Source organism: Microbulbifer hydrolyticus (genome assembly GCF_009931115.1).
Taxonomy (GTDB): Bacteria; Pseudomonadota; Gammaproteobacteria; order Pseudomonadales; family Cellvibrionaceae; genus Microbulbifer; species Microbulbifer hydrolyticus.
Map to the genome: position 1 here is coordinate 2,454,928 of NZ_CP047491.1, position 25,575 is coordinate 2,480,502.

Genomic DNA, 25,575 nt, shown 5'->3' on the forward strand with positions numbered 1-25,575 from the left:
AGGAAAGATGTATTTTGAGGACAGGTCACTGTGAGCAGCGCAGCTCTGAAACCGCCGGAAACGTTTTTCCACTCCAAACTGTTTCGCGGCCTCGGCCATGAGGAGCTGGCGCCGCTGGCCGCCATCTGCCAGCGGCGACGGATACCGTCCGGTGAGCAACTGATTCGCCAGTACAGCGCCGCCCAGCATGTGTACGTGGTGGTTGCCGGCACCCTGATGATCGAGCGGCTATCACGCTCCGGTCGCCGCCAGGTGATCGCCTTTTCCTATCCCGGCGACTACATCGGATTCACCAATACCGAAGACTACGAATACAGCGTGGTCTGCCTGCGGGAGGCCGAATTACAGGTGTTCCCGCGCCGCGAATTCCTCACCCTGGTGGATCGCTTCCCCACACTCAAGGCCAATGCGCGACAGGTGGGCGGCAATGTGCTGGCACAGACCCTCGACCAGCTGTTTGCGCTCGGTCAGAAAAAAGCCCACGAGCGCCTGTGCTTTCTGCTTGCCCAGATCGGGCGCCGCCAGTGCGGCGCGCACAATGCCGATATCGAACTCATCATGAGTCGCCAGGATATTGCCGATTACCTCGGGCTCACCATAGAAACCGTGAGCCGCGCCTTCGCGCGCCTCAAGGCCATGCAGCTGGTCGAGATCGTGAGCGCGCATCGCATCCGTGTGCTCGATCGCAGCGTGCTGGAGGAGCTGGCCAGCGTGCAGTGAAGCGCGCAGCCATTCCCCAAGACGCCACTCAGCCCTCACTCTGCCCCCCAGCGCCATGCCTTCGGCACAAGTTGACAATTATCATGGGCAGCCCTACCCACCCCGCTAGACTAGCGAAAATCCTCGCTAACTGCGGAGTTGCCCATGGCAAATACAGATCGGCAAGTCCCCCCCGCCTGGAATGCGGTCGGGCGCCACGGAGTATTTCCTGAAGCCAATCACGATGAGATCGCCCGCTTCAATTTTCTCACCAACCTGAATATGCACCTCGCATCCCGGGTACTGCCCGGTGTGCGCAAGGCCTATGACAAACGCATTGAAGGCACCACAGCGCCGTCCAGCCGGCGCGAAGTCGGTGAGTTGCTGCGACGCGAACCCCTCTACCAGCTGTGGAGCAGCCTGCGCCGCAACACGATGGAAATGCGTCAGCAGAACAGTCGCGCCATGGTATTCCGCCAGCTGCCGGACCTCATTGAAAAAGCCCGGCAGTTGAATGACGGCCACGATAATCTGCAAATGAATCCTGCGGTGGAGATCCCGCGCTATGTGAGCGCTGTGGATACTCACTGCATGCCGGGCAGTTACCACACTGAATACTGTGACGACGACGTCGCCGCAGGTGCGAACTACGACAGCGGCATTTTTGTCACCACCGCCGGCATGCTCGGGCGCTACAGCGACGGCGGCGGGCAGGCGCTGGTGGAATGGTTAAGAGAAGAAGCGAAATCCGGTTACAGACCCAAGCGCATTCTCGATATCGGCTGTACAGTCGGCCACAACATCGTGCCGCTCGCCCAGGCTTTTCCGGACACCGAAATTCTCGCCATCGATGTCTCCGCCCCGGTGCTGCGCTATGCCCATGCACGGGCCCGCTCGCTGGGCATCGACAACATCACCTTCCGCCAGGAAAACGCCGAATCCATCGCCGCGGAAGACGGCAGCTTCGACCTGATTATCACCTGTATGTTTCTGCATGAAACCTCGAACCTCGCGCTGCCACGCATTCTCGCGGAAACCCATCGCCTGCTCGCAAACGGCGGTAAGGTGGTGCATATCGAACAGCCCCAGTTCACTCCGGACATGCCGCCCTACGAGCAGTTCATGCGCGACTGGGATACCCGCAACAACAACGAGCCCTTCTGGGGCACGCTGCACGACCTGGACCTTTTCGAAGCGATGGCGCAGGCCGGGTTCGCGCGGGAAAATATCACCACCCGCAACCTGTTCGCAGTGGTGGATGAAACCCTGTTCCCGAGCGCGGCCAAGGCCGCGGCCGACAGTGAAGACTACGGGCGCAAGCCTGCCTGGCACACCTATATCGCCAGCAAATGAATCCCAATGATGATGGATGGAACGAGGCGGAGAAATGCCATGACCTTTGATGCAATCGACATGGCCGGTAACAAGGCCCGGGGCAAACGTCCGACCTTTTTCAAGGACACCGACACCGATCGGCTGTTGTCGATCCTGATGGCACTGGCCGGGGAGCTCGCTGTCGCCCGCGAACGGATCGACACCCTCGAGCGGCTGCTGGAAGCGCGCAACCTGCTAAAACAAACAGACATCGAAGGCTATGTGCCGGACACCACCGCTGCCCGCGAGCGCGGGCTCTGGCACCAGGAGTTTATCGCGCGGATCCTGCGGGTGGTTCAGCAGGAGATTGAACAGTTCGACGAGGACCGCGAAGCACAGCAACAGGCGCGCAGGGAAAATGTCAGCGCTTCGACCGAGCTAGAGGAGCTGATTGAAGAGCTCGCCAGCAGCTGAACCAGAGAAAACGACGCAGAAACAAAAAAGCCCTGGCAGAATGGCAGGGCTTTTTTATGCATCCTGTTTAGCGGATTCTTGGCAGGACCCGCTCAGCCCTCGGGCCAGCGAAACTGTGCACGACGCCGCTCGAGGAACGCCGCACTACCCTCTTCGAAATCACCACCGGAGAACGCCTCTTCAAACGCCTGCCGCAACTGGTCTTCACTAATGTCCGATGCAGCGGCATGGCCGCAGAGATAGTTCAGCGTAGCCTTGGTCCAGCGCAGGGAATACTGGGAATTGTCCAGCAGGCTCTGCACCAGCTCTGCCTGCAGCCGCTCAAGTTCCGGGCCATCCGCCAGATGTTGCACCAGACCGATTTGCTGCGCCCGCGCTGCCGATACCGGCAGCCCGGTCAACAACAGTTCGCGCGCATTGGCCGCACCCACTGCGTTTATCAGTCGTTGGGTGTCCGCCAGATTGTAGAGAATGCCCAGTTTGGACGGCGTGATGGCAAAGGTTGACTCGCTGTCGGCAAGGCGAATATCGCAGGCCAACGCCACGCCGCAACCACCGCCGTAACAGGCACCGCGAATCACCGCCAGCGTCGGCCGCGGCAATCGCTCCAGCTGCAACTGCACGTCGCGAATCAGCGTATTCTGGCGACGCATTTCCGCCGGGTCCCGCATCGCCGCCGCCAGTTCATCGATATTGGCCCCGGCGCAGAATGCGCGCTCACCCGCCCCCGTGAGCAGCACTGCGCGGATGCTATCGTCGGCCGCCACACGATCGAGCAGCTGCGACAATTGTTGCCACATTGCCACCGTCATGGCATTGCGCTGCCTGGGGTTGTCGATGGTGATGCGCGCCAGCCCGCCATCGGTGACAAAACCGATATGCGCCGTCGCCGCTTGTTGCGTTTCCGTTGTCATGTGGCATTGCCCTCCATCGCCATCACGCCATCTCCTGTTGTGCCTTTCGCTGGCTGGGCAACCACTGCTCCAGCGCAACACAGGTCTCGAGTAATGTAGCTTCAGCGCCCGCGCGGGCAATGATCTGAACACCGAATGGTAGTCCATCGCTGGACACGCCCAGCGGAATACTCGCCGCCGCCAGCCCCGCCATGTTCACGCAGGCGGTCAGGTTAGCCTGGTTCACCGGAGCCGCGGTACTGAAGGGAAACGCGGTCTGCAGGGTGGTCGGTGTCAGCAGATAGTCCACGGCGTCCAGCTGCATACGCAACCAGTGACCCGCTGCTTCCACAGTATCCTGTGCGCGCACCAGGTCCGGTGCACTGCGCTCGGCGCCCCAGCGCAGCAGCCGCTGTAACTCTTCCGAAAACAGCGCGGGACGCTGGGCCAGCTTTTGCGCGAAAGTCACATTGGCCTCCGCCTCGCACAGCAACAGGCCCGCGCGGCGGATGGCAGAAAAATCGCTTCCCGCGAACGTTCGCGGACGTTTTATTGCGCCCGGCAACGCCGCCGTGAAACACTGGAAATCCGCAGAAATTTCTGCAGCCACACCCAGCGCCAGGCAGTCGTCGACAACTGCCCAGCGGGTGCTCGCCAGATCGGCTGGACCGAGAGATTCCTTGCACACTGTTTCGCGCAGCAGCGGCCAAAGCCCGCACAGATCACGACTCGAGCGCGCCAGCGGCCCGACGGTATCGAGCTGTCGGCTCAAGCGGGTGACGCCGTTGGCACTCACCGAGCCGCGTCCGGGCTTGAACCCGCTGACGCCACAGTAACTCGCAGGGATACGCACCGAGCCCATGGTGTCGGTTCCCAGCGAGACTGCGCAGAGCCCCGCAGACACTGCCGCCGCCGAGCCGCCGCTGGAGCCTCCCGGGGTAAAGCCGGCGCGCAGCGGGTGTTCGCAGCGCCCCCAGTGGGGGTTATCGTTGGTGGCGCCGAGGGCGATCTCGTGCATGTTCAGTTTGCCCAAAGGAATCAGGCCGGCGCTGCGCAATTGTGCCACTACCGCGGCATCCAGTTTGGACACCGGTGCATCGCCGCGGTAACCGAGACCGTTGGCGGTGGGCATTCCCGCGACCGCAATATTGTCTTTTACCGCAAAGCTGAGGCCATCGTAGATGGACAGCAGTGCCCCTGCCCTGCGCCGCGCATCCGACGCACGCGCGGCGGCCAATGCGCCTTCGCGGTCGACAAACACATAGGCATTGATGGCACGCTGGGTCTTTTCGATGGCCGCCAGAGTGCGCGCCGTGAGTTGCTCACTGGTGTATTCGCCGCGGCGCAGCCGCTCCGCCAGTGAAGAGGCATCCTCACGCAAATGGCTGTCGCTAAGCTGAATCATGGGCAACCCCCGATTAATTATCGCAATGTCAGTCGAAACGCCGGTCGATCAGGCGCAAGGGTTTCTGGCGTCGGTCGATCTCGGTCCACTGCGCGGTGCCGCCGGCGGCCACCGGTTCCACCCCCACTTCGATTCCCAGTTTGTGCTTGAGCATTTCCGCGCACTGCCGGGCAATCGCCGGGTGTTGCTCCAGGGCCGCGCCCACTTCCACCAGCACCGTGAGGGTCTCGCGGCCACTGGCATCGCGCTCGGCGATACACACATATTCCCCGGTAAAACTCTCCAGCTCCGCCAGCATGCCACCGATGCCGTGCGGGTATACATTGATACCGCGCAGCTTGACCATATTGTCGGAGCGACCGAGAAAACCGCGGATGCGCCTGAACGGCAGATTGAACGGGTTTTCTCCCGGAATCTCCGCGGTAATGTCACAGGTATTGAAGCGGATCACCGGATAGATATCGTCCTTGTACAGACAGGTCACCACCATATTGCCGGTGTCGCCCGCCGATACCGCACGCCCGCTTTCCACGTCGAGCAACTCCAGGTAGTGGGCGTCTTCCCACACATAGAGTCCATTCTGGTCCGGGCCTTCCGCAGCAATACAGCCGGTATCCGCCACTCCATACCAGTCGTACAGCTTCGCGCCGCCCCAGGCATCACTCAATGCGGCGCGGGTTTCCTGGCCCAGGTGGCCAATGATCATGTCAATGCGCAGGTCCTCCCCCGGGGTCATGCCCATTTCCTGCGCCACACTGGCGAGCTTCTTGATGTAATCCGCAAAACCCACCATTACGTTCACGCCGAAATCCCGCATCAGCTGCACCTGCTGGGCAGAACGGGTTTCAAGGCCGGTACCCGCAGATAAAAACAGCGCGTTGGTGTAGCGGGTTACCGCCTCGCGAATATAGTGCCCGCCATTGATCATGCCGTGGCCATAGGTTGACTGCACGGTAGCGCCGGGCTTCAGCCCCATAAAACGGTAGGCCCGCGCCACCAGCATCGCCTGTATCTCGCGCCCGCGCGGGCCAAAGAGAATGGGCTGCGGCCGGCCAGTGGTGCCACTGGTGGTATGGAACACCACCGGGGGCCGCTGCTCCGGCGCCAGCCCATCAAGCCCGCTGAAATCCCCAATGGGGGGAAACCGCTCTACGCTCTGCATGATGTCGGACTTGGAAAATACCGGCAGTTTTTCGATGTCGTCGATACTGCGAATATCAGTGGGCAGAATGCCGGCCTCGCCCCACAACCGCTGGTAAAACGGAATCTGCCAACCCCGCGCCACCAACTTCAGAAAGCGCTGGTTCTGCAGTTCCCGCAGGGCATCCCGCGACATACCGGCGTAGGTTTGCAGAAAGGCATCCCCCAGCGGGTAGTCCGCCAGCGCCTGATGCACATCAAAACTCTCGAAATAACTTGGGTAAGGCATGAAAGAACTTCGCTCGCTTCCAGTGACTGTCGTGTGTTGGCTTTCGTTCGTTGGCAATTGTTGATTGGCGCTGTTTAAACGGCGCTGGTTTCAGGTAATGGCATCGACGGGTTGCGGCAGTGACGCCAGCAAGCCGGTCAGTTCGCTCACGGATGCCAGCTGCTCCAGCCGCTCAATCCTCGCAATAATCGCAACTCCGGTTTCCGCGTCGAATGGCGTACGCGCAGAACCGAGGCAGCGCCGGAATTTGGCCAGCTGCCGGCTGCGATCCAGCGGGTTTTCCGGGTGACCGAGAATCGCAGTAAGCTCCCGGCGATATTCAGTGCCGTCATTCAGCCGCACGGTGACCGTTTGCGGCGCCAGTGCATTGGGATCCTTGCTGGCAGACGGCGTCATGGTGATGCGCGCTGCCAGATTCTGGCGAACGGGATCGGCGAGCGCGGCGGGATCGAAATCCTCCACCCCCACATCCCCAGACAGCAGCAGCGTCGCCGCCACATAGCCGATGCACAACCGCGCATAATTCACGCTCATGCCGGGCTGCGCGGGCCTGTCGACCAGGCGCCGCACTAACGGCGGTGCCGCGATAATTACCGATTCGATATCCGAGGCGGCAAAACCGTGGGCTGCACGCAACTGCGTCAGTGCGTCGAGAGTGCCGTGCGCCGCACGCCCGGTGGGAAATGGTTTGTGGCTGACACGGACGATCTGCCACTCGCCCCCCAACAGGGAAAAGGCAGACTCCGCGTTACCATCCGACTCCATAATCGAGAAATAACCGAAGGCACCACTCAGGAAGCGGCGCGGCCCCTCAAGGCCGAACCCCGCCATATCCGCAGCGGCGATGGCATTGCGCGCATTGAATGCCACCTGCATGGGCAGCACTGCCACCCCCTCGGTGTGCGCCTGCATGGTGCCACCGGTCTGGCTGTATGCGATGGACATGGACTGTAGGATTTTTTCACGGTCGTAGCCGCGCAATCGGGCAATGCCCGCGGCGGCGCCGATGCAGCCCGCGGTACCCGGGCGGAAAAACCGCATGGGCTTGCTGGCGCTCATGCCGAGCACGGTAGCCACATCCACCGCCAGCGCCAGCGCCAGCAAGAGGGAGCGGCCGTCCGCCTCGCGCGCCTCGGCATCCGCCAGCAGCGCCGACAGGATCACCGCCATCGGGTGTACCACGGCGCGCTCGTGCACACAGTCGAATTCCTGGTTGTGGATCTGGTAGGCATTGACCATGGCGGCGTGCGCCGCGGGCAGGCGAACATCGCTTCCCCAGACCGTGGCGGCGCGATGGGTTGCAGCGCTACCCCATTCAGCGGCGGTGCCCAGCAGTTCGGCGGCCAGAGGAAGCCGCGAACCGCTGATGCCAACGCCGATGGAATCGAGAATGAATGTCTTGCAGGCCGCTATCGCCGCATCATCCAGGTCAGCGAAGTTCGCGCCGGCGACATGCCCCACCAGCTGCTGTTCAAAGTCACGCACTATTCGCCCCCAGTGCGCGCAGCGCCGCAAACAAATGTCCGAGATCCGTCTGATCAATCAGATTCAATGCGATCTCGATGACATCCTCGGCACACGTCGGGTGAACCCCACCGGCACCCAACAAGGTGCGCGCCTTGGTGACGATATCGTCCTCCGCCATGGGCCATTCCGGATCTCCCCAGGCATCGCGTAACACAATATTCAGCTGTGTGCCGTCGTTCAGTGTTACCAGCGCCGTCGCGCCAAAATGTCCGGGGTACGCCCGCTCGTGCTCGTCATCCAACACCAACGACACCTTCTCCCGCAGTGCCGCCACCTCCGACCGCTGCACAACCTCGTGTTCAAAATCGGCGATGTCCGGTTTCCCGTACAGCAGGGTGACAGCGACACAATGCTGCACGCTGAAACGCGCCTCGGCCGGCGACTGTGGCCGCGGGCGATCGCAGAACAGCAGTGCGTCGGCGTAGCTGCCGATTTGCAGCGAACGGATATCCTCGACGGAAATGTCACCCAAAGCTCGCACCGCGTCGATCGCCGGATGGGTGTGACGGCATGCGGGCCAGGGTTTGAAACTGCACTGGAAAATCAGCCAGCCGCCCGCGGCCTGATCGATCACCGCAAGCGGCTTGGCCTGCGGCGATGTCGCCGCAAAGAAGCCCTGGGTCCCCTCCAGCAAACTGGCCGGTCCGCGCAGTTGGCTCGCCGCCAGCAGCGCCGCCTGCACGCCGGCCTGTGCCGCGCTGGCGTTGTGCAAGGGCTTGGTGTCCACCGCTTCGTGGCGCATCTGCCAGAAGCCACCGGTGCGACTGCCCGCGTTGGCCAGTGCCCAAACGGTCTGCTCAGGGTCGAGCCCCAGCAACCTGGCGGCGGCGGCAGCAGCCCCAAAGCTGCCACAGCTGGAGGTGTTGTGATACAGCGCATAGTGATCGCGGCCGAGTGCGCGGCCGATGCGGATCATTGTTTCATAGCCGACCACAATAGATTCCAGCAACGCGCGCGGCGTAGCCCGCACCATGTCGGCGACTACCAAGGCGGCAGGAATGAGGATCGGGCCGGGATGCAGGGTGGAGGTGCGGTGCAGGTCGTCCATCTCGGCAATACTGCCGAGTATGCCGTGGTATTGCAGCGTGTCCTGCCAGTTGCTGTCGCGCCCACAGAGGTTCCAGCAGTCTCCCGCCCCCCCCCACCGGGCAAGGTAATGCCGCAGCTTTGCCGCCACTTCGCTGCGACTGCCATAGGCCGCACAGCCGAGCCAGTCGAGCAGGTGCAGCTGTGCCCTCGCCAGAGTCGCATCGTCAATATTACGCTCCAGCAGGGGTACCAGCTGTTGCAGTAGCGTTGGAGGAAGCTTCACAGCGGCACTCCTTCCACACTGTCTTCCAGTGGTGCATACACCCACGTGCGCTGCTTGCGCCGCGCCTGCTCATAAACGTCTATCGCCCTGCGATGCTGTAATGTCAGTGCAATCGGATCCAGGCCATTCAACAGCTGATGGCGAGCGCTCTCATCGAGAGAGAATGGCCACAACAAATCGCCGCACTGGATCAGGCAGGTTTGCAGGTCGATGGTCACGGGGTTGCTCTGCGGGTCGCGTTGCACCTGTTCGGCCAGCGCCGTAATGCTGATTTCATCGAGGCGCACCGGCAGAATGCCGTTGCGGATACAGTTGGTATGAAAAATCGCTCCGAAACCGCTGGCGATAACTGCACGCACACCGTACTCCGCCAGCGCCCACACTGCGTGCTCACGGGAGGAACCGCAGCCGAAATTGTCGAGGGCCAGAAGAATGGAGGCGCCGGCGTATTCGGGCCGGTTGAGAACAAAAGACGGGTTTAGCTCACGACTTCCGGGCAAGGTGTAGCGCCAGCCGGCAAACAGACCTTCGCCGAGACCGCGCTTGGAAACCCGCTTCATTTCCCGCGACGGGATGATCGCATCGGTGTCGATGTTGCGTCGCAGTAGCGGCGCGGCAATACCAGTGTGGGTGACAAACGGCTTCATGCAATCAGTGACTCGCTATTGGCCAGTGACTCGGCAGAGGTGATATATCCGGCAATGGCTGAGGCCGCTACCGTGGCGGGGCTCGCCAGGTGAGTGCGCGTATTGGGCCCCTGGCGCCCTTCAAAATTGCGATTGGTGCTGGAAATCACACGCTGGTGCGCGCCAAAGGTTTCCCCTCCGGCGTAAAAACACATGGAGCAGCCGGAATCCCGCCACTCGAAGCCCGCCGCCGTAAAGATCCGGTCGAGGCCTTCCTTTTCGGCCTCACGTTTTACCCGTCGAGATCCCGGCACTACCACACCGCGCACCCCTGGCGCGATGTGCCGGCCCTGCACCACCGCCGCTGCCGCTCGCAGATCGCTGATACGGCTATTGGTACAGGATCCGATAAAGGCGGCATTCACCGCGATATCAGCAATCACCTGCCCGGGTTTCAGCCCCTGGTATTCGAGGGCGCGCTGGGCAGCCTCCCGGCGATGAATTTCGGCAAAGGTTTCAGGATCGGGCGTGCACTCATGCAGGCCCGCCACCTGTTCCGGACTGGTACCCCAGGTCACCATCGGGCGGATAAGGTTGGCATCGACGCGCAGTTCGCGATCAAACACGGCGTCTTCGTCACTGCGCAGCGTGCGCCAGTAACGGCAGGCATCGTGCCAGTGCTCGCCCTTGGGCGCGAAATCGCGGCCGGCCACATAGTCCTCGACGGTTTCGTCTGGCGCGATGATCGCGGTAAACGCGGAAAACTCCACGGCCATGTTGCACAGGGTAAAGCGGGCCTCCACCGACAACCGACGGATCGCCGAACCACAGAACTCAACCGCATAACCCGCCCCACCATTGCTACCAAAGCGGGCGATCAGGTGCAGCACCAGGTCCTTGGCGGTTACACCGGAAGCCAGCTCACCATCGACGATCACACGCATGTTTTTGGGCTTGCGCACCCGCAGGGTGCCCGTCGCCAGCGCGTGCTCCGCCTCACTGGAACCGATGCCCCAGGCCAGCGCGCCGATGCCTCCGAGAGTGCAGGTGTGGCTGTCCGGGCACACCTGTGTGAGTCCAGGCAGCACCAGCCCCAGCTCCGGGCTGATCACGTGCACGATCCCCTGATCCTCGTCATTCACGTCAAACAGACGGATATTGGCCGCGCGGGTTTCGCTGCGTGTAGCCAGGATAAAATCGGACCCGGATGGCATCAGGGTTTTGTCTCCGCGCCCCGGGAAGGTATCGACAATATGGTCCATGGTGCAGAACACCCGGCGCGCATCCCGCACCTTGTAGCCGGCGGAGTGCAGGCTCTGTAGCGCAATCGAACCGGTCCGCTCGTGCAGAAAGACCCGGTCGATGTATAACAGGGTTTCCCCGCTATCGAGTTCACACACGGTGTGGTCCGACCACAACTTGTCGAACAACGTGCTTGCGCTGTTTATCGCCATACTTACTGCCCTCCTGTACCCTGCGGCAAGGTCAGATCTTTTATCTCTCTATTTGATATATTATTATAACATTAGATCTTTGAGAACAGTGATTTGCCAACAATGAGCATTAACGAGCCAACACCCGCACTGGGCCCCTGCACCATCGCCACTCTGGCGAGCCCCGATGCCGCAGCACTGGTGGACCAATACTGCAGCTACCTGCAGTGCCGGGTGCTCGCCAGCGAACCGCTCACACCCGGCGTCGCCGAGCAGTGGGACTGCCCGGATCTCGCGGACGCGCCGTGCTGGCTGCTGGGCAATGCGCTGGGGCACCCCTGGCTGCGTATTATTGAAGACGCCGGTGCCGAGCCCGCCGCCCCCCTCTCCCGGGCCGGCTGGATGTCGCTGGAAATACTGGTGGAAGACCCGGACGCCCTTGCAGCGGACCTGACTTCATCACCCTTCAAGGTACTGCGGCCCGCCGCCAACCTCGAACTCAGCGACAAGATTCGCGCGGTACAGGTGCAAGGACCCGCCGGAGAGCTGCTTTACCTGACCCGAATTTCCGGCGCGGTACCACCATTCCAGCTGCCACAGGCCCGCTGTGCCGTCGATCATCTGTTTATTCCAGTGCTGGCAAGCCGCGATCGCAGCGCATCACTGGCAAGCTACGAATCCCTGGCACAACACGACGGCCTCAGTTTTGATACCCGGGTCACCGTGATCAATCAGCTGCGCGGCTTGCCGCTCGCACAACAGCATCCACTCGCCACCCTGCAACTGGCTGACAGCACCCTGATCGAAATCGACCAGCTGCCGGACCTCGCCACGCCACCCCGGCAGGCCGACAGCCTTGGCGGTGGCATCGCCATGATTACTTTTTTGATTGATCGCCTGCCGCCGGATGTTGTGACCTTCCGCCACCGCGAAGCGCCCTATGATGGACGGCGGAGCTGTACTGTTTACGGCCACGACGGCGAACGGATCGAATTGATCGAACGCACCGCGCACTAGCACCGGCGAATGCCGAACGAACGCCGCCAGAACGAAAAATAACGACTGCAACCAAGAGAAGCCCATGCCCTACCGAACCATTCGCGGACACATCCGCTACAGCAGCCGCAAAGCCGACCGCCTGGGACACGAGCGCGGCCGGGAATTCTTCAGTATCACCCAGCAGGCGGACGGCATCGATGTGTTGCAGGCCCACTGTGAAATCGACGACGCTCCCAGCGTCACCCGCGACATCGTGCAGGCGCTGCGGCACACCGATTCCGCACCTCTCGACTGCTCGGTGCGCCTCACCGTGGGCGACCATTTTGAGGGTACCGGCTGGTTCCGCTTCACCGACAAGCAGGCCGAATGCGAAACCTTCAACCATCGCGACGGACGCATCAGCCAGCGTATTGAGCTGGCGGCACCCGTGCAGTGGATGCAGTGCCACCCGATTGCCGGCGACGGGCTGCTGATGCGGCTGTACGACCTGTCCCAGGGTCCGGGCAAACAGCACTTTCCACACATGATGCTGTCCTCTCCGGATCACCGCGGTGCGACCGGTCCACTGCTGTTCAAGATGGGCTTTTCCCTGGTGTACGTGGGTGAAACGGACGTCACCGTGGAGGCCGGCCGCTTCCGCGCACGCCATTTCCAGGTCACCGACACCGCCGCTGACCTGCCGGAAGAGCACCCGCCCTACAATGTCTGGTGTACCGCGGATGACGACTACTTGCTGCTGCGCGCCGAAGTGGAGGGCTACATGCAGACCCGCTATGAACTGGCGGAGGTGCAGTATTTCGAATCTCACAATGGCGTCACCAGCGCGAAACACACGGCCGCGGAAACCGCTATCTGACGCAGCGCAGCTGGGCCGTTATTGACAATCGTCAATGCGGCTCGTCCCCTCTCGCCTAGTATCGGTGCGATAACCAATAGACCCTGACGGGAGACAATAATGAAAATACTGATACTGGGCATGGGGCATGTGGGCAAGGCCCTCGGCAGCCGGCTCCGCGACAACGGCCACCAGGTGATCGGTACCACCACCACCCCGGAAAAGGTCGCAGCGCTAAGACCGTATGCGGACGAAGTGGTGGTGCTGAAGGGTCACGAATCCGACAAGGTCGCTGCGGCGGCCGCGGGCGTCGACCTGATTGTGGTCACCGTTGCCCCGAATGTAAGAAATACCCGCACTCCGGAAGAGCGGCACCAGCACTATCGCCAGACACTGGTGGAAACCTGCTCCAGCGCCGCGGCCAGTTGCGAGCGCCTGATCTTCCTGTCGTCGTTCTCCGTGTACGGCGATGGCGGTGAAGGCAGCTCCCCCATCACCGAGGAAACCCCCACCAGCAACCACGAGGAGCCCTCCTCCCTGTATTACCAGCAGGCGGAGCAGAACATCCTCTCACGGTCCGGCGGCTGTGTACTGCGCTTCCCGGACATGTACGGCGCACCGGGCGACCTGAGTTTTCCGGAACGGGTAAAGCTGGCGCACTCCTATTTCGGCGGTAAGGCGCTGTTTGGCGCCGACGCCCTGCTCTACGCAATTCACTTTGAAGACGTGGTCAGCGCGGTGGCCCACGCCGTCGACCAGAGGCTCAGCGGCATTTTTAACGTGTGCGACAACGAACGCATTCCCGCCACCAACGCCCGGGTGTTCGATGCCATCTGTGATGCGGAGGGCCTGACGCGACTGGAATTTCTCAATCAGATCAAGGCGCCCAACCGCAGGATTTCCGCGGAAAAAATCTATGCGACCGGGTATCGCGTTGCCCATGGAGATCCCAATGCAAGCTACTTGCGGGAAGGCGAAACTGCCTGACCTATTCCCCACCGGATAACAATAAACCCATCACCCGAGTGATCCATGAGGCGAGCTATGCATTCCGATACCAAAACCATCGACCAGTTTTTGTCAGAAAACCCCAATGTGGACGTGAGCAAAGCGTGGGAGCGCTGCTGGGGTATCCTCACCGATGTGAAACAGACCATCGCCAGCCGCTTTAGCGGGCTCGCACTGGAACCGTCCTGTCAGGACCGCGAGTACTACACCTCCCCAAATGGCGAGTTCGAGGGTTCCTTCCAGGCCTGGAGCGGCGGCGACTGCGAGTGGCTGGTAAATTCCTGGCTGGGCAACCGCAAGGCCAGCATCCTGGACATGAACGCCACTGCGTATCTGGGACAGAAGACCGACGTACCGCACTTCGTGATGGTGTTCGGCACCATTCCCAAACTGTTTTTCTATTTCGACTTTATGCCGCGCCGCAACCTGTTGGTGGACAGCTATTACCTCGACAAGTACTACGCGCCCATCAACGACGAATATCTGGCACTGCGCGGGCACAAGAATTTCCAGTGGTCCGTCAGCCACGGCCCCTATATGCGCGCACTGATCAACCCGTCCACCCAGAGCTTGATGGGCGACCTGAATGACGAAAATATCGATATTCTCGAGAACTATGCGCGCCGTATGCTCGCGCACTGGCTGAAATGGTATGACGATGCGCAGCCAATCGCGGAAAGCGAGCGCGAAACACTGCGCCGCGACGATCATCAGTTGCGCCGCCTGTGCTACGAGCGCGACCCGATGAACAAGCTCGCGACCAAGGTATTTGGCGAAGAAGGCGTGCAGCAAATGCTGACCCTGCGGATGGGCGCGGAGCAGATGCGCCGCGCGCTGGAGGTCTGATCCGGGGCCTGCAGAAGCCCCACAAAGGTAATCCGCCTTACTCCTGTAGCTGCGGCGCTTGCGCCTCGCCCTGCAGGAGTTTGGCGAGATACTCGGGGGTAATCATGGTGCAGTAATGGGTACCCATGAAACTGTCGGGCACCGGCATGAAGCGCCGATACTCCACATGTAGTGCCTTGGTGCGAAGCTTCATGACATCACCTTCACTGTAGGCCACCTGATACAACTCCGGACGCAACCAGAAGGGGCCGATATACACGGCATCCTCACTCAGGGATATACGCTCACGCGGCATCAGGTTCTCGCTACCCTGCTCCTCCAACGCCTCGTACACATCTGCCAGCATGGTATCCAGCCACTGCTGGCAATTCCGGTCCTCGTCGGCAATGGTGAACTTGCTGCCCTCCCCATGCGCGGTACGGATTCGCTCGGCGGTTTTCATTTTACACGCCACCATCACCGGGTAATCGGCGCGCTGCCCGTCCGCAAACTGGTAGGCCACGTACTGGTGGCTGGTCAGCGGCTGGGCGGTTGGCTTGGACTTTTTGAAGGTGCCCCAATAGGTTCCCTCTTCGTACAGCACATTTTCCACCGGCATATCGGTGCCGGCGATAAACTGCTGCATACGCCCGCAAAAGGCGTCGTCTACCTTCAGTGGAGAGGCCTGTGCCGCAGTGCCATAGAGTCCGGCCATTAGCGCCAGAACACGGGCCACGCGCGGGAGGGTAAGGGATATTATCATTGGTTCTTCCTTTGATCGCTCAGGGATAGTTCAGGGATAGTGCTGTGGTGACAGATTACGCATGACCGAATACACCGGATCATGGATACAGCAACTTATCACTGTACGAATTGATAATTATCAATCCCCGGCAGTGCCCCCCTGTCTAAGCTCGACTACAGGAATATGCAGGTAAATTTCCATGTACATAACACGCTGTATTTTTGACGCTTTCAAGGTTGATTCTCTACACCCCCCTTACGATACAGGCATTGCGAGAATTTACTATCCCGCCCGCTACGGTGGTTCTTTTGACGAGCGCAATACCGGCGCAGTCCCCGTTGACGACGCCCTCGCACCCTGCCCCGTACTGATCCTGTTCCACGGTATCAATATTGATCCCGCTGGCTACCGTTGGCTGGCGGAAACTCTCGCATCATCTGGTATCGTAACTGTGACTTACCAGCTCGTGGCGGAGGAAATGCCGGGTTATGTTGCGGCAACCCCAGCGATCGACATAAAGGCACTGACTCCAGACCAGTTCGGCCAGCGTCCATCAGCCTTGGCCGTGCCCGCAATCCTATCGATGCTGGAAAAGCTCAATACAAAAGGCCTACTGGCAGGCAAGCTTGACCTGAATCGCCTCGCCTTCGGCGGACATAGCGCCGGTGGCACGCTCGCGCTACTCAACGCCAACCGTGACTGGTTTCCCGCTCTGCGTGCGGTCTTTGCCTACGGCGCCCACACTGGCGCATCGACGGTGCTAGGGTGGCCGGAAGAAACACTGCTACCAGTGAATGCCGATGTGCCGGTGCTAGTGATCGGTGGCGAGCAAGACGGCTGCATCGCCCACAGCGCTCACCGCTATGGCAGCGACAGCAACAGCGCTACCGCCCGCATCGAGCAGACCTTCGACAAGTCGATACCCGAAAACGGTGGAGACAACGTCCTGCTCCTCATGCACGACGCCAACCACTTTTCCTTCTGCACACCTCCAGACGACACCTGCGGGCGCGGATTTATCGACCTGCCAGTGGAAACCGATAGAGCGCGAAACACTATTGAGCAGGCTATTCGCCTGCTTATTCAGGGGTTCCTGGGCGGCCAGTCAGAATCACGAGACTCCTACCGTAAACTAAGTGCCGCTGACCATGAGCTGATCAGTAAACTTCTGCGCAAGTGAACACGCTCACGCCGGATAGCACGCACAGAGCGATTTGAATGTAACAAGGGTACGAACCAGGCGATTTTGTACACGGCCACTCTTTCAATATGGCCCCAACCCGTGCCCCAAGCTTTCCAATACCTGCAATCAACGCTAATCTCTTGGACTTCTGGCACAATTCGAGATCAGCATTCTGCAAGGAGGATTGGTCGATGTTCCGCATTCTCAATAGCCGACGGAATTTTCAACGGCTACTACAGCTCTTGATACCTGTCGCTGCCCTGTTATACCAACCCTCGAGCTATGCGTACGATGAATCTTTACCCCGTTATGCGTTGGTCATAGGCAATAGTAATTACGATTTTGCACCGCTAAAAAACCCGGTGAACGATGCCAGGGATGTGGCAAAAAACTTACAAAAACTGCGCTACAAGACTACCCTGGCAACGGATCTGAATCCGGAGCAATTCCGCCAGACCGTTGCTGAGTTTTATCGCTCTATTGTCGAAGACAACGCCGTAAGTGTGTTCTATTACGCGGGCCATGGCATCCAGCTGCAGAACACCAATTACCTGATTCCTGTAGATGTGCCAATTCAGAGTCCAAAAGAACTGATAGACAGCGCCTATTCGATCAATAACCTGATTACGGAATTGGAGCAGTCCCTCAGCGACCAGAACATCATCATTCTGGATGCCTGCCGCAATAATCCCTTCCGGAAAACGGCGACGGTTACGGCCCAGTTGCGAGAGATTCAGGCTGGCTTGGCACTGGTAGAACCGCCACCCAGTACACTGATTGCCTACGCAACGGAGCCGGGAAATGTGGCGGAGGATGGCCGCGGCCGTAACGGCACCTATACTCGGGCACTACTACGACATTTCACCCGCTCGGAAACGGCAGAAGAGCTCTTCAAGAAAGTACGCAAGGATGTACTGCGAGCCACCAATAATCGGCAGACGCCATGGGAGCACTCTTCCCTCCTGGAAACCTTCTATTTTGCCCCACCCAAAAACAAGAAGATTCCCAATGTGGTTAATTTCTAGCCTGAAGCGACTAGCCTTTAGGCAGCCACATACGTCAACGGCCGACTAAAATACCCCGATCACTCCCACAATGAGCATATTGGACTGTTCGCGGATTTCATTGAAATCCTGCCCATCAAAGCGGATATCCTGCTGGTAACTGTTGTGCTTTAGCTTGCTGCGAAACAGCAGGTTACCGGAGATGGGAATGGTCCAGCCCAGATTGATGGAGTAACCCGTGGAGCTGCCTGAGCTTCTGCCATCAATATCATCGAACTCGCGGGTTTCCCCGGCTTCCACACCGTCACCATCCGACGCGAAAAAATTATCGCCATCCAGCAGCGCATATGCGATGGAGAAATCAAGCTTACCGGCGTTCTCGAAACTGCGACCGAGATTAATTCCGGCAAAGGCCCCCGATTGCTTGTAGTACTCGGAACTGGCAATCGGGCTTTCATCCCGACTGAGGCGATCCAGGTCGGTCTTACCAGACTTGTAGCCGATAAACGCACTAAGGTAATCGTTAGCCTGATAGCCAAAGGTAAGATCGTAATCCCTGCGCTCCGCCGTGCCGATAAAATCCTCCTCCGACACTTCCGCCCCCTGCACGGATCCCGACAGGTTCAATGCCGCGTTGAAACGCTTGTAGGCTACCCCGCCGGTCAGATTTGCGACCGGGAAGACCACGGTCTGATCCAGCTTCTGCTCAAAGGAGAAGGTGCCATAGCCCATTTCCAGTCCACCAAATGTATGGATCTCTGCGCCATTCTGAGCCGAAACCAAAGGCGCAGCCGCCAGCAGAGACGCCCCCAGCAATGCCCGCCCAATCTTCCCTTTAATCACCATGGTTCCACTCCTGGATTTAAGCCTTATCGTTATATTCAGGTGGCCAGTTCCGCGCCCGAAGGCTCAGGGCGCTTTTGCGGCCGGATGGATACAAAAGCAAAGCCAGCGGAAAGTAATGAGAAGCTGAGGATAAACAGGCTATTGAGCTTGACCTGATTATTACGAATAGAATCCCGCGTCCAGATCTTGGAGGGGTCAAAAGCATAGTCCAGCAACAATTCAGAGGGGGTGCGATCCTGGACTTCAATCCGGGAACGATATGCGCTGCCTATGGTAAGGCGCACGGTCCGCATGCCCGTTTCAGTAGGGATTGGCTGGGCAACAACGACAGAAAAGTATGTAAGCAGGTAGAAAGCCAAAGCGGGGATACCCATTACCAGGGTGATACTAGCCAGAATCCTGCGCGTCACTTGGCTTACATTTCGGCCCCAGAGCCACACCAGCACAAGGCATATACAGCAGAAGGGAATCGCAATCTTTACCGCCAGCCCCGCGGGATCAGGCGGATCAAGCTCTCCCGCCCAGACTCCCAGAGGTCCTGCGACTACCGCGGCAACTACCGCAGCCCAGATGCCCCCCACGCGTTCCAACGTCGATTTGATACTCACAATGCTACCCTATTTCCGATAATCCGCTAAAGAGGTTGGATAACGTGAACAAAAGGATCCTGAAGAATCGTCACCTTCTGATCGAAGACAGCATCATCGCCCGAAACCCGAAAGCGGTAGTTGCCGATCTTGATTTTGGCCCCGACGGTATAGCTTACCCAGTCTTCACCACCGCTGCGGAAATCGCCTTCCGGCATATAGTGAATATTGCTGGGCTCACGGGTGGACTGGATCTTCGTACGGCAATATAGGCTCGAGGGCATCGACTTATCCAATGCACCGCGCGCAGACTGTATATTATCTTGGGCCGACTCGAGGTGTTCAGCAGGAGAGCCCCAGGATCGGCTATTGGATAACTTCCAGGCTTCCCGTAATTCCTCTGCTGCATCCGCCCGGTTTTGTTCCATCACCGCCAATACACTGTGAAGGATCTCTATATTTTCATTTTTAACGGTTGGGGGTTTTGGGGCGTTCTTATTGTTACTTTCGGGCGGTGGGCTCGGTGTCACGGGCATCATATCGGCCTGCTCTTTCAGCTGCCGAATATCCTCGTCCAGTGCACGCAGCTCCCTACCCAGCGCGTACAAGCGTTTACCGTTTTCAGTACCATCGTTCTCTAGTATCAACTTATCGTTATCAAGTTCGACAATAACGGTCCGGGTTTCATCAATATTTGTTTGGGCGCCAACCTCACCGCCAACAAACAAAGCCAAAGTAACGATCAACGTAATACGCGGCACGCAAGCACCCCTTGTTATTTTTCATCTGTTTCATTCGAGGCTGGCGCCTCAATCAACCACAAAAAGCAATATGGCTCGAACGCTCCTTCGCACCACTAGCCTGATAACGTTACAGATGAATATCGAAAGCAGGCTTTAAATAGAGGCAATACCAAGCACAACACTTTACCTTGTCACTTTCGCATAGCTGTGCAAATATTTGCAATGGCTTTCGGCATGTCTCCGGCTAACTCTACCGATATACAGCGCGAACAGAATGAAGCGTTTAGTTTTATCGTATATCGAGTTGAAATATATGCCAAGCTACTCCTTGCTCCCCTATTTATACTTCACACCACACAGACAATATATACGCGGTAGATGTTACTCATGTAGACACATTTCTATAACAGGATATCAGGTGTTCATATGGCGAATTTTCTCGAGGCGGTAGAAAAAACAATCATCCGGGAAGGCGGATCAAAATACACGAATGACAAGGATGATCCTGGCGGAGAAACAAAATTTGGGATATCCAAACGTGCCTTCCCGGACCTGGACATTAAGAATTTAACCAAGCCCCAAGCGGAAGACACATATAAAACCTATTACTGGGATAAAATTTTCGGCGATCAAATTCAATCTCAGATAATTGCTGAAAACTACTTTGACACCGCAGTAAATATGGGCGCAGTCACCGCCACCAAACTGGTTCAGGTGAGTCTGGAACTAGAGGTAGACGGCATCATCGGACCCAACACCCTGGCCGCGCTGAACAATTGTGATGAATCTCTATTTTTATCAAAATTTACAATTTCAAAGATTTCCCGCTACGCCAGCATATGCAACAACGACAGGGTTATGAGTAAATATTTGCTCGGATGGATAAACAGAACCCTGGAGACAACCACGTGAACTTGACGAAGGGACGTCACACTTCCTGAAGACTTCTAATGCTGTTGCCTGATGTAACGGCGATTGCACCCACCAAAAGCAGAATGACCAGGGTGACCGGCAGCCGGCAAGCTGTCGGAGATCCCTGCTATCCACTTTTCAATAGAGCCTGTAGGCTTTCCGTACTTTCAGTGTGACGAACGCAACAGACGATACTGTTGCTGGGCATACAGATATATACCCCCTCCACCAAGATAAGGCCCTGGAGGGCTAGCCACCCCAGTAATTAACACGGGTGTACTACCTCTACCGTGGGTTTCAGCGTCATCCCTGTTGGCTACAATCGAAAATTTGACCAGCCCAGGCGGGATAGTCGGCCTCTTTTTGAGACCAAATACTCAATACAAGTCAAAAACGTTTGGTGCATTAGTCTCTTCATCATATGCATATTGTAAACATGAGTACGCAGAGTACTATCCGGAGCGTTCGGCAACCCCGAGCACCTTCGGTTTGAGAAAGTCGAGTGCCCCCTGATTCAGTCAGCTCCCGCTGCCTGAATCTGCGCCAGCCAATCCCTGCACTCCAGTTCGTCTTCTGCAGTCTTACCTCCCATTTTTTTGAAATCGAGTGGCAGTGCGCGCGCTTTCCGCGCCGTCGTTTTCCGCATTGCAGAGGAGATCCCTCAGGTTCTCGAATTTCAAAAACAATCCAAACAATAAGGAATAATTTGCAATGACGCGTTTTCTAGGAATCAGCTGCACACTTGCACTGGCGATCAGTGCCCATGCAGCGGACCGCGTTCCGGCGACCCCGGACATGCTGTCCCCGCAAGCACTCGCAGCCACCAGTGGTACCGACATCGCACTCGAAGAAATTCGGTCACGAACACTGCCAAACGGTAAAGTGGTGACACGGTACCGCCAGACACACCAGGGCATTCCTGTCTGGGGGCAGACCGTCACCAGTTCAGGCCAGGGGGTATCCGCGCAGGTAAACGGCGACGTACTGATGGGCCTGACGCTGGATGTCCCCTCCACCAAGCCATCCATTCAAGCATCTAACGCCATACAGCGTGCGATGGGCCATATGGTTAACCAGCGCGCACAAATGGGCCAGATCAACGGCGCGCTGTCGATGCCGCAGTTGAAGCTCGCGGCGAAAAACCAGAAAGAGCAACTGTATATTCACGTGGATGCACAGGATCATGCGCGGCTTGCTTACCTGGTGAGCTGGGTCGAATATGGTGAGGAACCGTCGCGCCCCTTTTACTTTATCGATGCGCTGACCGGTGAAGTGATCGAGCATTGGGACGGACTTGCGCACCAGGATGCAACCGGCCCAGGCGGCAACCAAAAAACAGGACGCTACGAATACGGAACCGACTATCCAGCGATGCAGGTAGACAGCAGCTGCCGCATGGACACACCCAACGTCGAAACCGTCGACATGGACAACCGCACCAGCGGTGGTAGCGTTTTCTCGTTCACCTGCCCGTACAACGACTACAAGACCATCAACGGCGCCTATTCGCCACTGAACGATGCGCACTTTTTTGGCGGCGTGGTATTCGGCCTGTACAACGACTGGTACAACACCGCCCCGATCACACAAAAATTGCGTATGCGCGTGCACTACAGCAACAACTACGAAAACGCATTCTGGGATGGCAGCCAGATGACGTTCGGCGATGGCGGCAGCACTTTCCATCCGCTCGTCAGCCTTGACGTTTCCGCCCACGAAGTGAGTCATGGCTTCACCGAGCAGAATTCCGGCCTGCAGTACTCGGCCCAGTCCGGCGGCATCAACGAAGCCTTTTCCGATATGGCCGGTGAAGCGGCCGAGTTCTATATGCGCGGCAGTAACGACTGGCTGGTAGGTGCAGATATTTTCAAGGCGAGTGGCGCTCTGCGGTATATGGAAGACCCCACGCTTGACGGCAACTCCATCGGCCACGCCTCCAATTACTATTCCGGCATGGACGTGCACCACAGCTCCGGGGTGTTCAATCGCGCCTTCTACCTGATTGCCAATACCAATGGCTGGGACACCCGCAAGGCATTCGATATTTTCGTGCTGGCGAACCAGATGTACTGGAACGCCACCTCGGACTACATTGATGCGGCCTGCGGCGTGATGTCCGCAACGGCAGACCTGGCTTATGATGCGAATACGGTCTCTTCCGCGTTTAATACCGTAGGTGTATCCACGGCCAGTTGCGGCGGTGGTGGCGGCAATCCCGGTGGTGGCGAGCTGCAAAACGGCGTGACGGAGAGTAACCTTTCCGCCAGTACCGGAGGTGAAATCCTCTACACACTGGACGTGCCGGCGGGTGCCTCCAATCTGAGCTTCCAGATCTCCGGTGGCAGTGGCGACGCAGACCTGTATGTGCGTTTCGGCTCTGCCCCCACCACGTCCAGCTACGACTGCCGCCCCTATCGCAATGGCAATAGTGAGACCTGTAACATCTCCAATGTGCAGGCCGGCACTTACTACGTGATGCTTCGCGCTTACAGCAGCTTCTCGGGCGTGAGCCTGGTTGGCAGCTATGACGAAGACACCGGTGGCGGCAACGACGGGGATGGCTGGGTCGAAACCGATCTTTCCGGTAGCCGGAGCTCCTGGCAGCATTTCACCTTGAACGTCTCTTCCGGCATGTCCTCCCTGAATGTCCAGATGTCTGGCGGAACCGGGGATGCGGACCTGTATGTGCGCTACGGTGCGCAGCCCACCACCAGCAGCTACAACTGCCGGCCCTATACTTCGGGCAACAGTGAAAACTGCAGTTTTAACAATCCGCAGGCAGGCACCTGGTACATCAGCATTCGGGGATACCGCGCCTATTCCGGCGTAACTCTGGAGGCACAGGCCAGTCCTTAACCTTCAAGGGCTAAAAAAAATGGCGGCCAGTGGCCGCCATTTTTGTTGCTACCCGATGCGCAATTAGCTCCCCGGAAAAACCGCTATCCAAGCGACAACCCAAGTTCTACTTTGTGGTTTCACCGAGCACAATACCGGAACATCATTTATGCCGAAACCCAGTTGCGCCGGTCACTTAAACCGCCACTCAGGTACTCCATCTGGTCAGCCAGAATATGGTGCGCCTGCAACAGAATGGCTTCATACGGGTTGGGGATGAACGGTACCGCCAGTAGCGGCATGCCCGCTTCATCCGGTGTCATCGCGCCCTTTCGGTTATTACAGCCTTTACAGGCAGCCACCACGTTCTCCCAGCAATCTGCACCACCACGGGAAGTAGGAACCACGTGATCTCTTGTCAGCTGTGCATCAGGAAAATCGTCGCCGCAATAGAGACACAGGTGCTGATCCCGGGCAAACAGGCTCTGGTTGGTCAGCGCTGGACGCTGCCGTGAACCTGCGCGGCTCACCTTTCGTCCCGCAATCACCGGGGCGATTGCCAGTGTCGAGCGAAGGCCGCACTTTTGATAGCCTCCCAGGAGAACCGTCTTGCGAGCACCCAAATCCCACAAAACCTGGTCTTTTGCATACAGGTACGCCGCACGCTGGATATTGATCCAACGGATCGGTCTGCCACCGGCATCTAGATAGAGTACTCGAGCCATTGCTCTTCCCTTCGGTAAAGTATCTGGTCGCTTTTCTGGCACGCCCGAAGGGACTCGAACCCCCAACCAAGACCTTAGAAGGATCCTGCTCTGCCAATTGAGCTACGAGCGTTTAAACCTTTAAGAATGTCACCCGATCCGGCGTGCGATACCCTCTGGAAATCAGGTATTGCATCGCCAACCGACGATCTGCAGAAGATACCTGGTTTAGAACCACACGCAGGGGCAGGCAGTGTCGGCCATTGCACCAGGACAGGAAGCCAACCAGGCTTTCGCGGCTTGGCAGTGGCTGCATAATCTGCAGGATCGACACAGGGTGCTCCCGTATCAGGCGCTTCGCGCTGATGTAATTGGTAGCAGAAAGGCCCGCACCATACTCACGGGCACCGATAAGTAAGCGCATGGTGTTACCTCGCAATTGTGGCGATCCCGGCCGGACTCGAACCGACAACCGCAGGCTTCGGAGACCTGAGCTCTATTCCATTTGAGCTACGGGATCGTTAACGAAAATGGTGCCCACGGAACGGATTCGAACCTTCGACTTCCTGCTTACAAGACAGGTGCTCTTGCCAACTGAGCTACGTGGGCGAAAATGCTAATAATCTGGCGCCCCGTACCGGATTCGAACCGGTGATCTATCGCTCGACAAGCGAGTGCATTGAGCCGCTATGCTAACGGGGCAGAAATTGGTGCGCCGGGCGGGACTCGAACCCGCAGTCGAGCAGGGTTTAAGCCTGCCGCGTCTACCCATTCCACCACCGGCGCGTGATATATATGTCTGGGGGAGCCAGGGGGTGTATACAGCCCAGCTCTCTATGGAATGGCAACACAGTGCAATGGCCTGCTTTGCCATGTATCCATTAAAATATTTTCACCGCCCCACCTACGCGATGAACATGACTACCCTACGGCAGCCCCCTGCAACGATTCGGGAGAAGGATTTGACCGCTGCATCTGGCGCACCCGGCAGGATTCGAACCTGCAATCCCCGGCTTCGTAGGCCGGTGCCTTCAGTCCAGTTTGGCCACGGGTGCTGAAAATGGCTCGGGGAGCCGGGCTCGAACCGGCGACCTCTTGGTTAACAGCCAGGCGTTCTACCCTCTGAACTATCCCCGAAAATATTTCAAACATTGCAAACATGGTGCACCGAGGGGCGGCGAAGCCCCGACCTCGAGTTCTTCAGGCTCGCGCTCTACATTCTGAGCTACCGGTGCGT

The 25,575-nt window shown here is 58.5% G+C and carries 24 protein-coding genes and 8 tRNA genes; 11 read left to right on the forward strand and 21 right to left on the reverse strand.

The window, feature by feature from the left end:
- Window positions 1-30: 30 nt before the first annotated feature.
- The 3 genes from GTQ55_RS10345 (at window position 31) to GTQ55_RS10355 (ending at window position 2,487) form a co-directional block, all read left to right on the forward strand.
- A complete protein-coding gene (locus GTQ55_RS10345) occupies window positions 31-720 on the forward strand; it encodes a Crp/Fnr family transcriptional regulator (protein WP_161858668.1) in 690 nt (229 codons plus the stop codon).
- Between the two features lie 144 nt (window positions 721-864).
- The gene (locus GTQ55_RS10350; RefSeq protein ID WP_161858669.1) at window positions 865-2,052 is read left to right on the forward strand and encodes a class I SAM-dependent methyltransferase; all 1,188 of its coding nucleotides are present in this window, start codon (window positions 865-867) and stop codon (window positions 2,050-2,052) included.
- A gap of 39 nt (window positions 2,053-2,091) precedes the next feature.
- Window positions 2,092-2,487, forward strand: coding sequence for a hypothetical protein (locus GTQ55_RS10355; RefSeq protein ID WP_161858670.1), 396 nt, complete (start codon window positions 2,092-2,094; stop codon window positions 2,485-2,487).
- Between the two features lie 92 nt (window positions 2,488-2,579).
- Here the strand turns inward: GTQ55_RS10355 and GTQ55_RS10360 are convergent, their stop codons facing one another.
- From GTQ55_RS10360 to leuC, 7 genes are all read right to left on the reverse strand, one after another.
- Window positions 2,580-3,401: an enoyl-CoA hydratase/isomerase family protein gene (locus GTQ55_RS10360; protein WP_161858671.1), complete on the reverse strand. Its 822-nt coding sequence runs from the start codon at window positions 3,399-3,401 to the stop codon at window positions 2,580-2,582.
- A gap of 22 nt (window positions 3,402-3,423) precedes the next feature.
- Window positions 3,424-4,785 (reverse strand): amidase, encoded by a 1,362-nt coding sequence (locus GTQ55_RS10365; RefSeq protein WP_161858672.1) that lies wholly within the window; start codon window positions 4,783-4,785, stop codon window positions 3,424-3,426.
- A gap of 28 nt (window positions 4,786-4,813) precedes the next feature.
- Window positions 4,814-6,214 carry a phenylacetate--CoA ligase family protein gene (locus GTQ55_RS10370; RefSeq protein WP_161858673.1) on the reverse strand — a complete coding sequence of 467 codons (1,401 nt, stop codon included), beginning with the start codon at window positions 6,212-6,214 and terminating at the stop codon, window positions 4,814-4,816.
- Between the two features lie 90 nt (window positions 6,215-6,304).
- Entirely contained in the window at window positions 6,305-7,699 is a 1,395-nt protein-coding gene (locus GTQ55_RS10375) for an MmgE/PrpD family protein (RefSeq protein WP_161858674.1), read from the reverse strand.
- Window positions 7,692-9,053 carry an MmgE/PrpD family protein gene (locus GTQ55_RS10380; protein WP_161858675.1) on the reverse strand — a complete coding sequence of 454 codons (1,362 nt, stop codon included), beginning with the start codon at window positions 9,051-9,053 and terminating at the stop codon, window positions 7,692-7,694. Before GTQ55_RS10380 ends, GTQ55_RS10375 begins: the two co-directional genes overlap by 8 nt.
- Complete coding sequence (leuD, locus tag GTQ55_RS10385; RefSeq protein WP_161858676.1) at window positions 9,050-9,700, reverse strand: 3-isopropylmalate dehydratase small subunit; 651 nt, start codon at window positions 9,698-9,700, stop codon at window positions 9,050-9,052. Before leuD ends, GTQ55_RS10380 begins: the two co-directional genes overlap by 4 nt.
- On the reverse strand, window positions 9,697-11,133 hold the full coding sequence (leuC, locus tag GTQ55_RS10390) for a 3-isopropylmalate dehydratase large subunit (RefSeq protein ID WP_161858677.1): 1,437 nt from the start codon (window positions 11,131-11,133) through the stop codon (window positions 9,697-9,699). Before leuC ends, leuD begins: the two co-directional genes overlap by 4 nt.
- A gap of 102 nt (window positions 11,134-11,235) precedes the next feature.
- Here leuC and GTQ55_RS10395 point away from each other — a divergent pair, with 102 nt between their 5' ends.
- From GTQ55_RS10395 to GTQ55_RS10410, 4 genes are all read left to right on the forward strand, one after another.
- Window positions 11,236-12,129 carry a hypothetical protein gene (locus GTQ55_RS10395; RefSeq protein WP_161858678.1) on the forward strand — a complete coding sequence of 298 codons (894 nt, stop codon included), beginning with the start codon at window positions 11,236-11,238 and terminating at the stop codon, window positions 12,127-12,129.
- A gap of 64 nt (window positions 12,130-12,193) precedes the next feature.
- Entirely contained in the window at window positions 12,194-12,967 is a 774-nt protein-coding gene (locus GTQ55_RS10400; RefSeq protein ID WP_161858679.1) for a DUF3108 domain-containing protein, read from the forward strand.
- Between the two features lie 99 nt (window positions 12,968-13,066).
- The gene (locus GTQ55_RS10405; protein WP_161858680.1) at window positions 13,067-13,933 is read left to right on the forward strand and encodes an NAD-dependent epimerase/dehydratase family protein; all 867 of its coding nucleotides are present in this window, start codon (window positions 13,067-13,069) and stop codon (window positions 13,931-13,933) included.
- A gap of 57 nt (window positions 13,934-13,990) precedes the next feature.
- Window positions 13,991-14,800, forward strand: a complete 810-nt coding sequence (locus tag GTQ55_RS10410; protein ID WP_161858681.1) for a hypothetical protein — start codon at window positions 13,991-13,993, stop codon at window positions 14,798-14,800.
- Window positions 14,801-14,837: 37 nt separating this feature from the next.
- On the opposite strand, the gene GTQ55_RS10415 is transcribed toward GTQ55_RS10410, so the two are convergent.
- Entirely contained in the window at window positions 14,838-15,542 is a 705-nt protein-coding gene (locus tag GTQ55_RS10415) for a hypothetical protein (RefSeq protein WP_161858682.1), read from the reverse strand.
- Between the two features lie 181 nt (window positions 15,543-15,723).
- Between GTQ55_RS10415 and GTQ55_RS10420 the strand changes: the two genes are divergently transcribed.
- Window positions 15,724-16,704 (forward strand): alpha/beta hydrolase family protein, encoded by a 981-nt coding sequence (locus GTQ55_RS10420; RefSeq protein WP_161858683.1) that lies wholly within the window; start codon window positions 15,724-15,726, stop codon window positions 16,702-16,704.
- A 317-nt stretch (window positions 16,705-17,021) separates the two neighbouring features.
- Complete coding sequence (locus GTQ55_RS10425; RefSeq protein WP_237567645.1) at window positions 17,022-17,732, forward strand: caspase family protein; 711 nt, start codon at window positions 17,022-17,024, stop codon at window positions 17,730-17,732.
- 45 nt (window positions 17,733-17,777) lie between these two features.
- Here the strand turns inward: GTQ55_RS10425 and GTQ55_RS10430 are convergent, their stop codons facing one another.
- From GTQ55_RS10430 to GTQ55_RS10440, 3 genes are read right to left on the reverse strand one after another with little or no spacing between them, the layout of a single operon-like run.
- Window positions 17,778-18,557 carry a hypothetical protein gene (locus GTQ55_RS10430; protein WP_161858685.1) on the reverse strand — a complete coding sequence of 260 codons (780 nt, stop codon included), beginning with the start codon at window positions 18,555-18,557 and terminating at the stop codon, window positions 17,778-17,780.
- Between the two features lie 35 nt (window positions 18,558-18,592).
- Window positions 18,593-19,165 carry a hypothetical protein gene (locus GTQ55_RS10435; RefSeq protein WP_161858686.1) on the reverse strand — a complete coding sequence of 191 codons (573 nt, stop codon included), beginning with the start codon at window positions 19,163-19,165 and terminating at the stop codon, window positions 18,593-18,595.
- Between the two features lie 26 nt (window positions 19,166-19,191).
- The gene (locus GTQ55_RS10440; protein WP_161858687.1) at window positions 19,192-19,905 is read right to left on the reverse strand and encodes a hypothetical protein; all 714 of its coding nucleotides are present in this window, start codon (window positions 19,903-19,905) and stop codon (window positions 19,192-19,194) included.
- Between the two features lie 408 nt (window positions 19,906-20,313).
- On the opposite strand from GTQ55_RS10440, the gene GTQ55_RS10445 reads away from it, so the two are divergent.
- Entirely contained in the window at window positions 20,314-20,799 is a 486-nt protein-coding gene (locus GTQ55_RS10445; RefSeq protein ID WP_161858688.1) for a glycoside hydrolase family 108 protein, read from the forward strand.
- A 711-nt stretch (window positions 20,800-21,510) separates the two neighbouring features.
- Window positions 21,511-23,655: a M4 family metallopeptidase gene (locus GTQ55_RS10450; protein WP_161858689.1), complete on the forward strand. Its 2,145-nt coding sequence runs from the start codon at window positions 21,511-21,513 to the stop codon at window positions 23,653-23,655.
- Window positions 23,656-23,801: 146 nt separating this feature from the next.
- Here the strand turns inward: GTQ55_RS10450 and GTQ55_RS10455 are convergent, their stop codons facing one another.
- The 10 genes from GTQ55_RS10455 to GTQ55_RS10500 form a co-directional block, all read right to left on the reverse strand.
- Entirely contained in the window at window positions 23,802-24,359 is a 558-nt protein-coding gene (locus GTQ55_RS10455; RefSeq protein ID WP_161858690.1) for an HNH endonuclease, read from the reverse strand.
- 36 nt (window positions 24,360-24,395) lie between these two features.
- A tRNA-Arg gene (locus GTQ55_RS10460) sits at window positions 24,396-24,471 on the reverse strand.
- Window positions 24,472-24,762 carry a hypothetical protein gene (locus tag GTQ55_RS10465; protein WP_161858691.1) on the reverse strand — a complete coding sequence of 97 codons (291 nt, stop codon included), beginning with the start codon at window positions 24,760-24,762 and terminating at the stop codon, window positions 24,472-24,474.
- Between the two features lie 18 nt (window positions 24,763-24,780).
- Window positions 24,781-24,858, reverse strand: a tRNA-Arg gene (locus tag GTQ55_RS10470).
- 11 nt (window positions 24,859-24,869) lie between these two features.
- A tRNA-Thr gene (locus GTQ55_RS10475) sits at window positions 24,870-24,947 on the reverse strand.
- Between the two features lie 16 nt (window positions 24,948-24,963).
- A tRNA-Asp gene (locus tag GTQ55_RS10480) sits at window positions 24,964-25,040 on the reverse strand.
- Window positions 25,041-25,046: 6 nt separating this feature from the next.
- Window positions 25,047-25,124, reverse strand: a tRNA-Leu gene (locus tag GTQ55_RS10485).
- A 190-nt stretch (window positions 25,125-25,314) separates the two neighbouring features.
- Window positions 25,315-25,393 (reverse strand) — tRNA-Arg (locus GTQ55_RS10490).
- Window positions 25,394-25,399: 6 nt separating this feature from the next.
- Window positions 25,400-25,475, reverse strand: a tRNA-Asn gene (locus tag GTQ55_RS10495).
- 23 nt (window positions 25,476-25,498) lie between these two features.
- Window positions 25,499-25,573: transfer RNA gene (locus GTQ55_RS10500), tRNA-Phe, on the reverse strand.
- Window positions 25,574-25,575 lie beyond the last annotated feature (2 nt).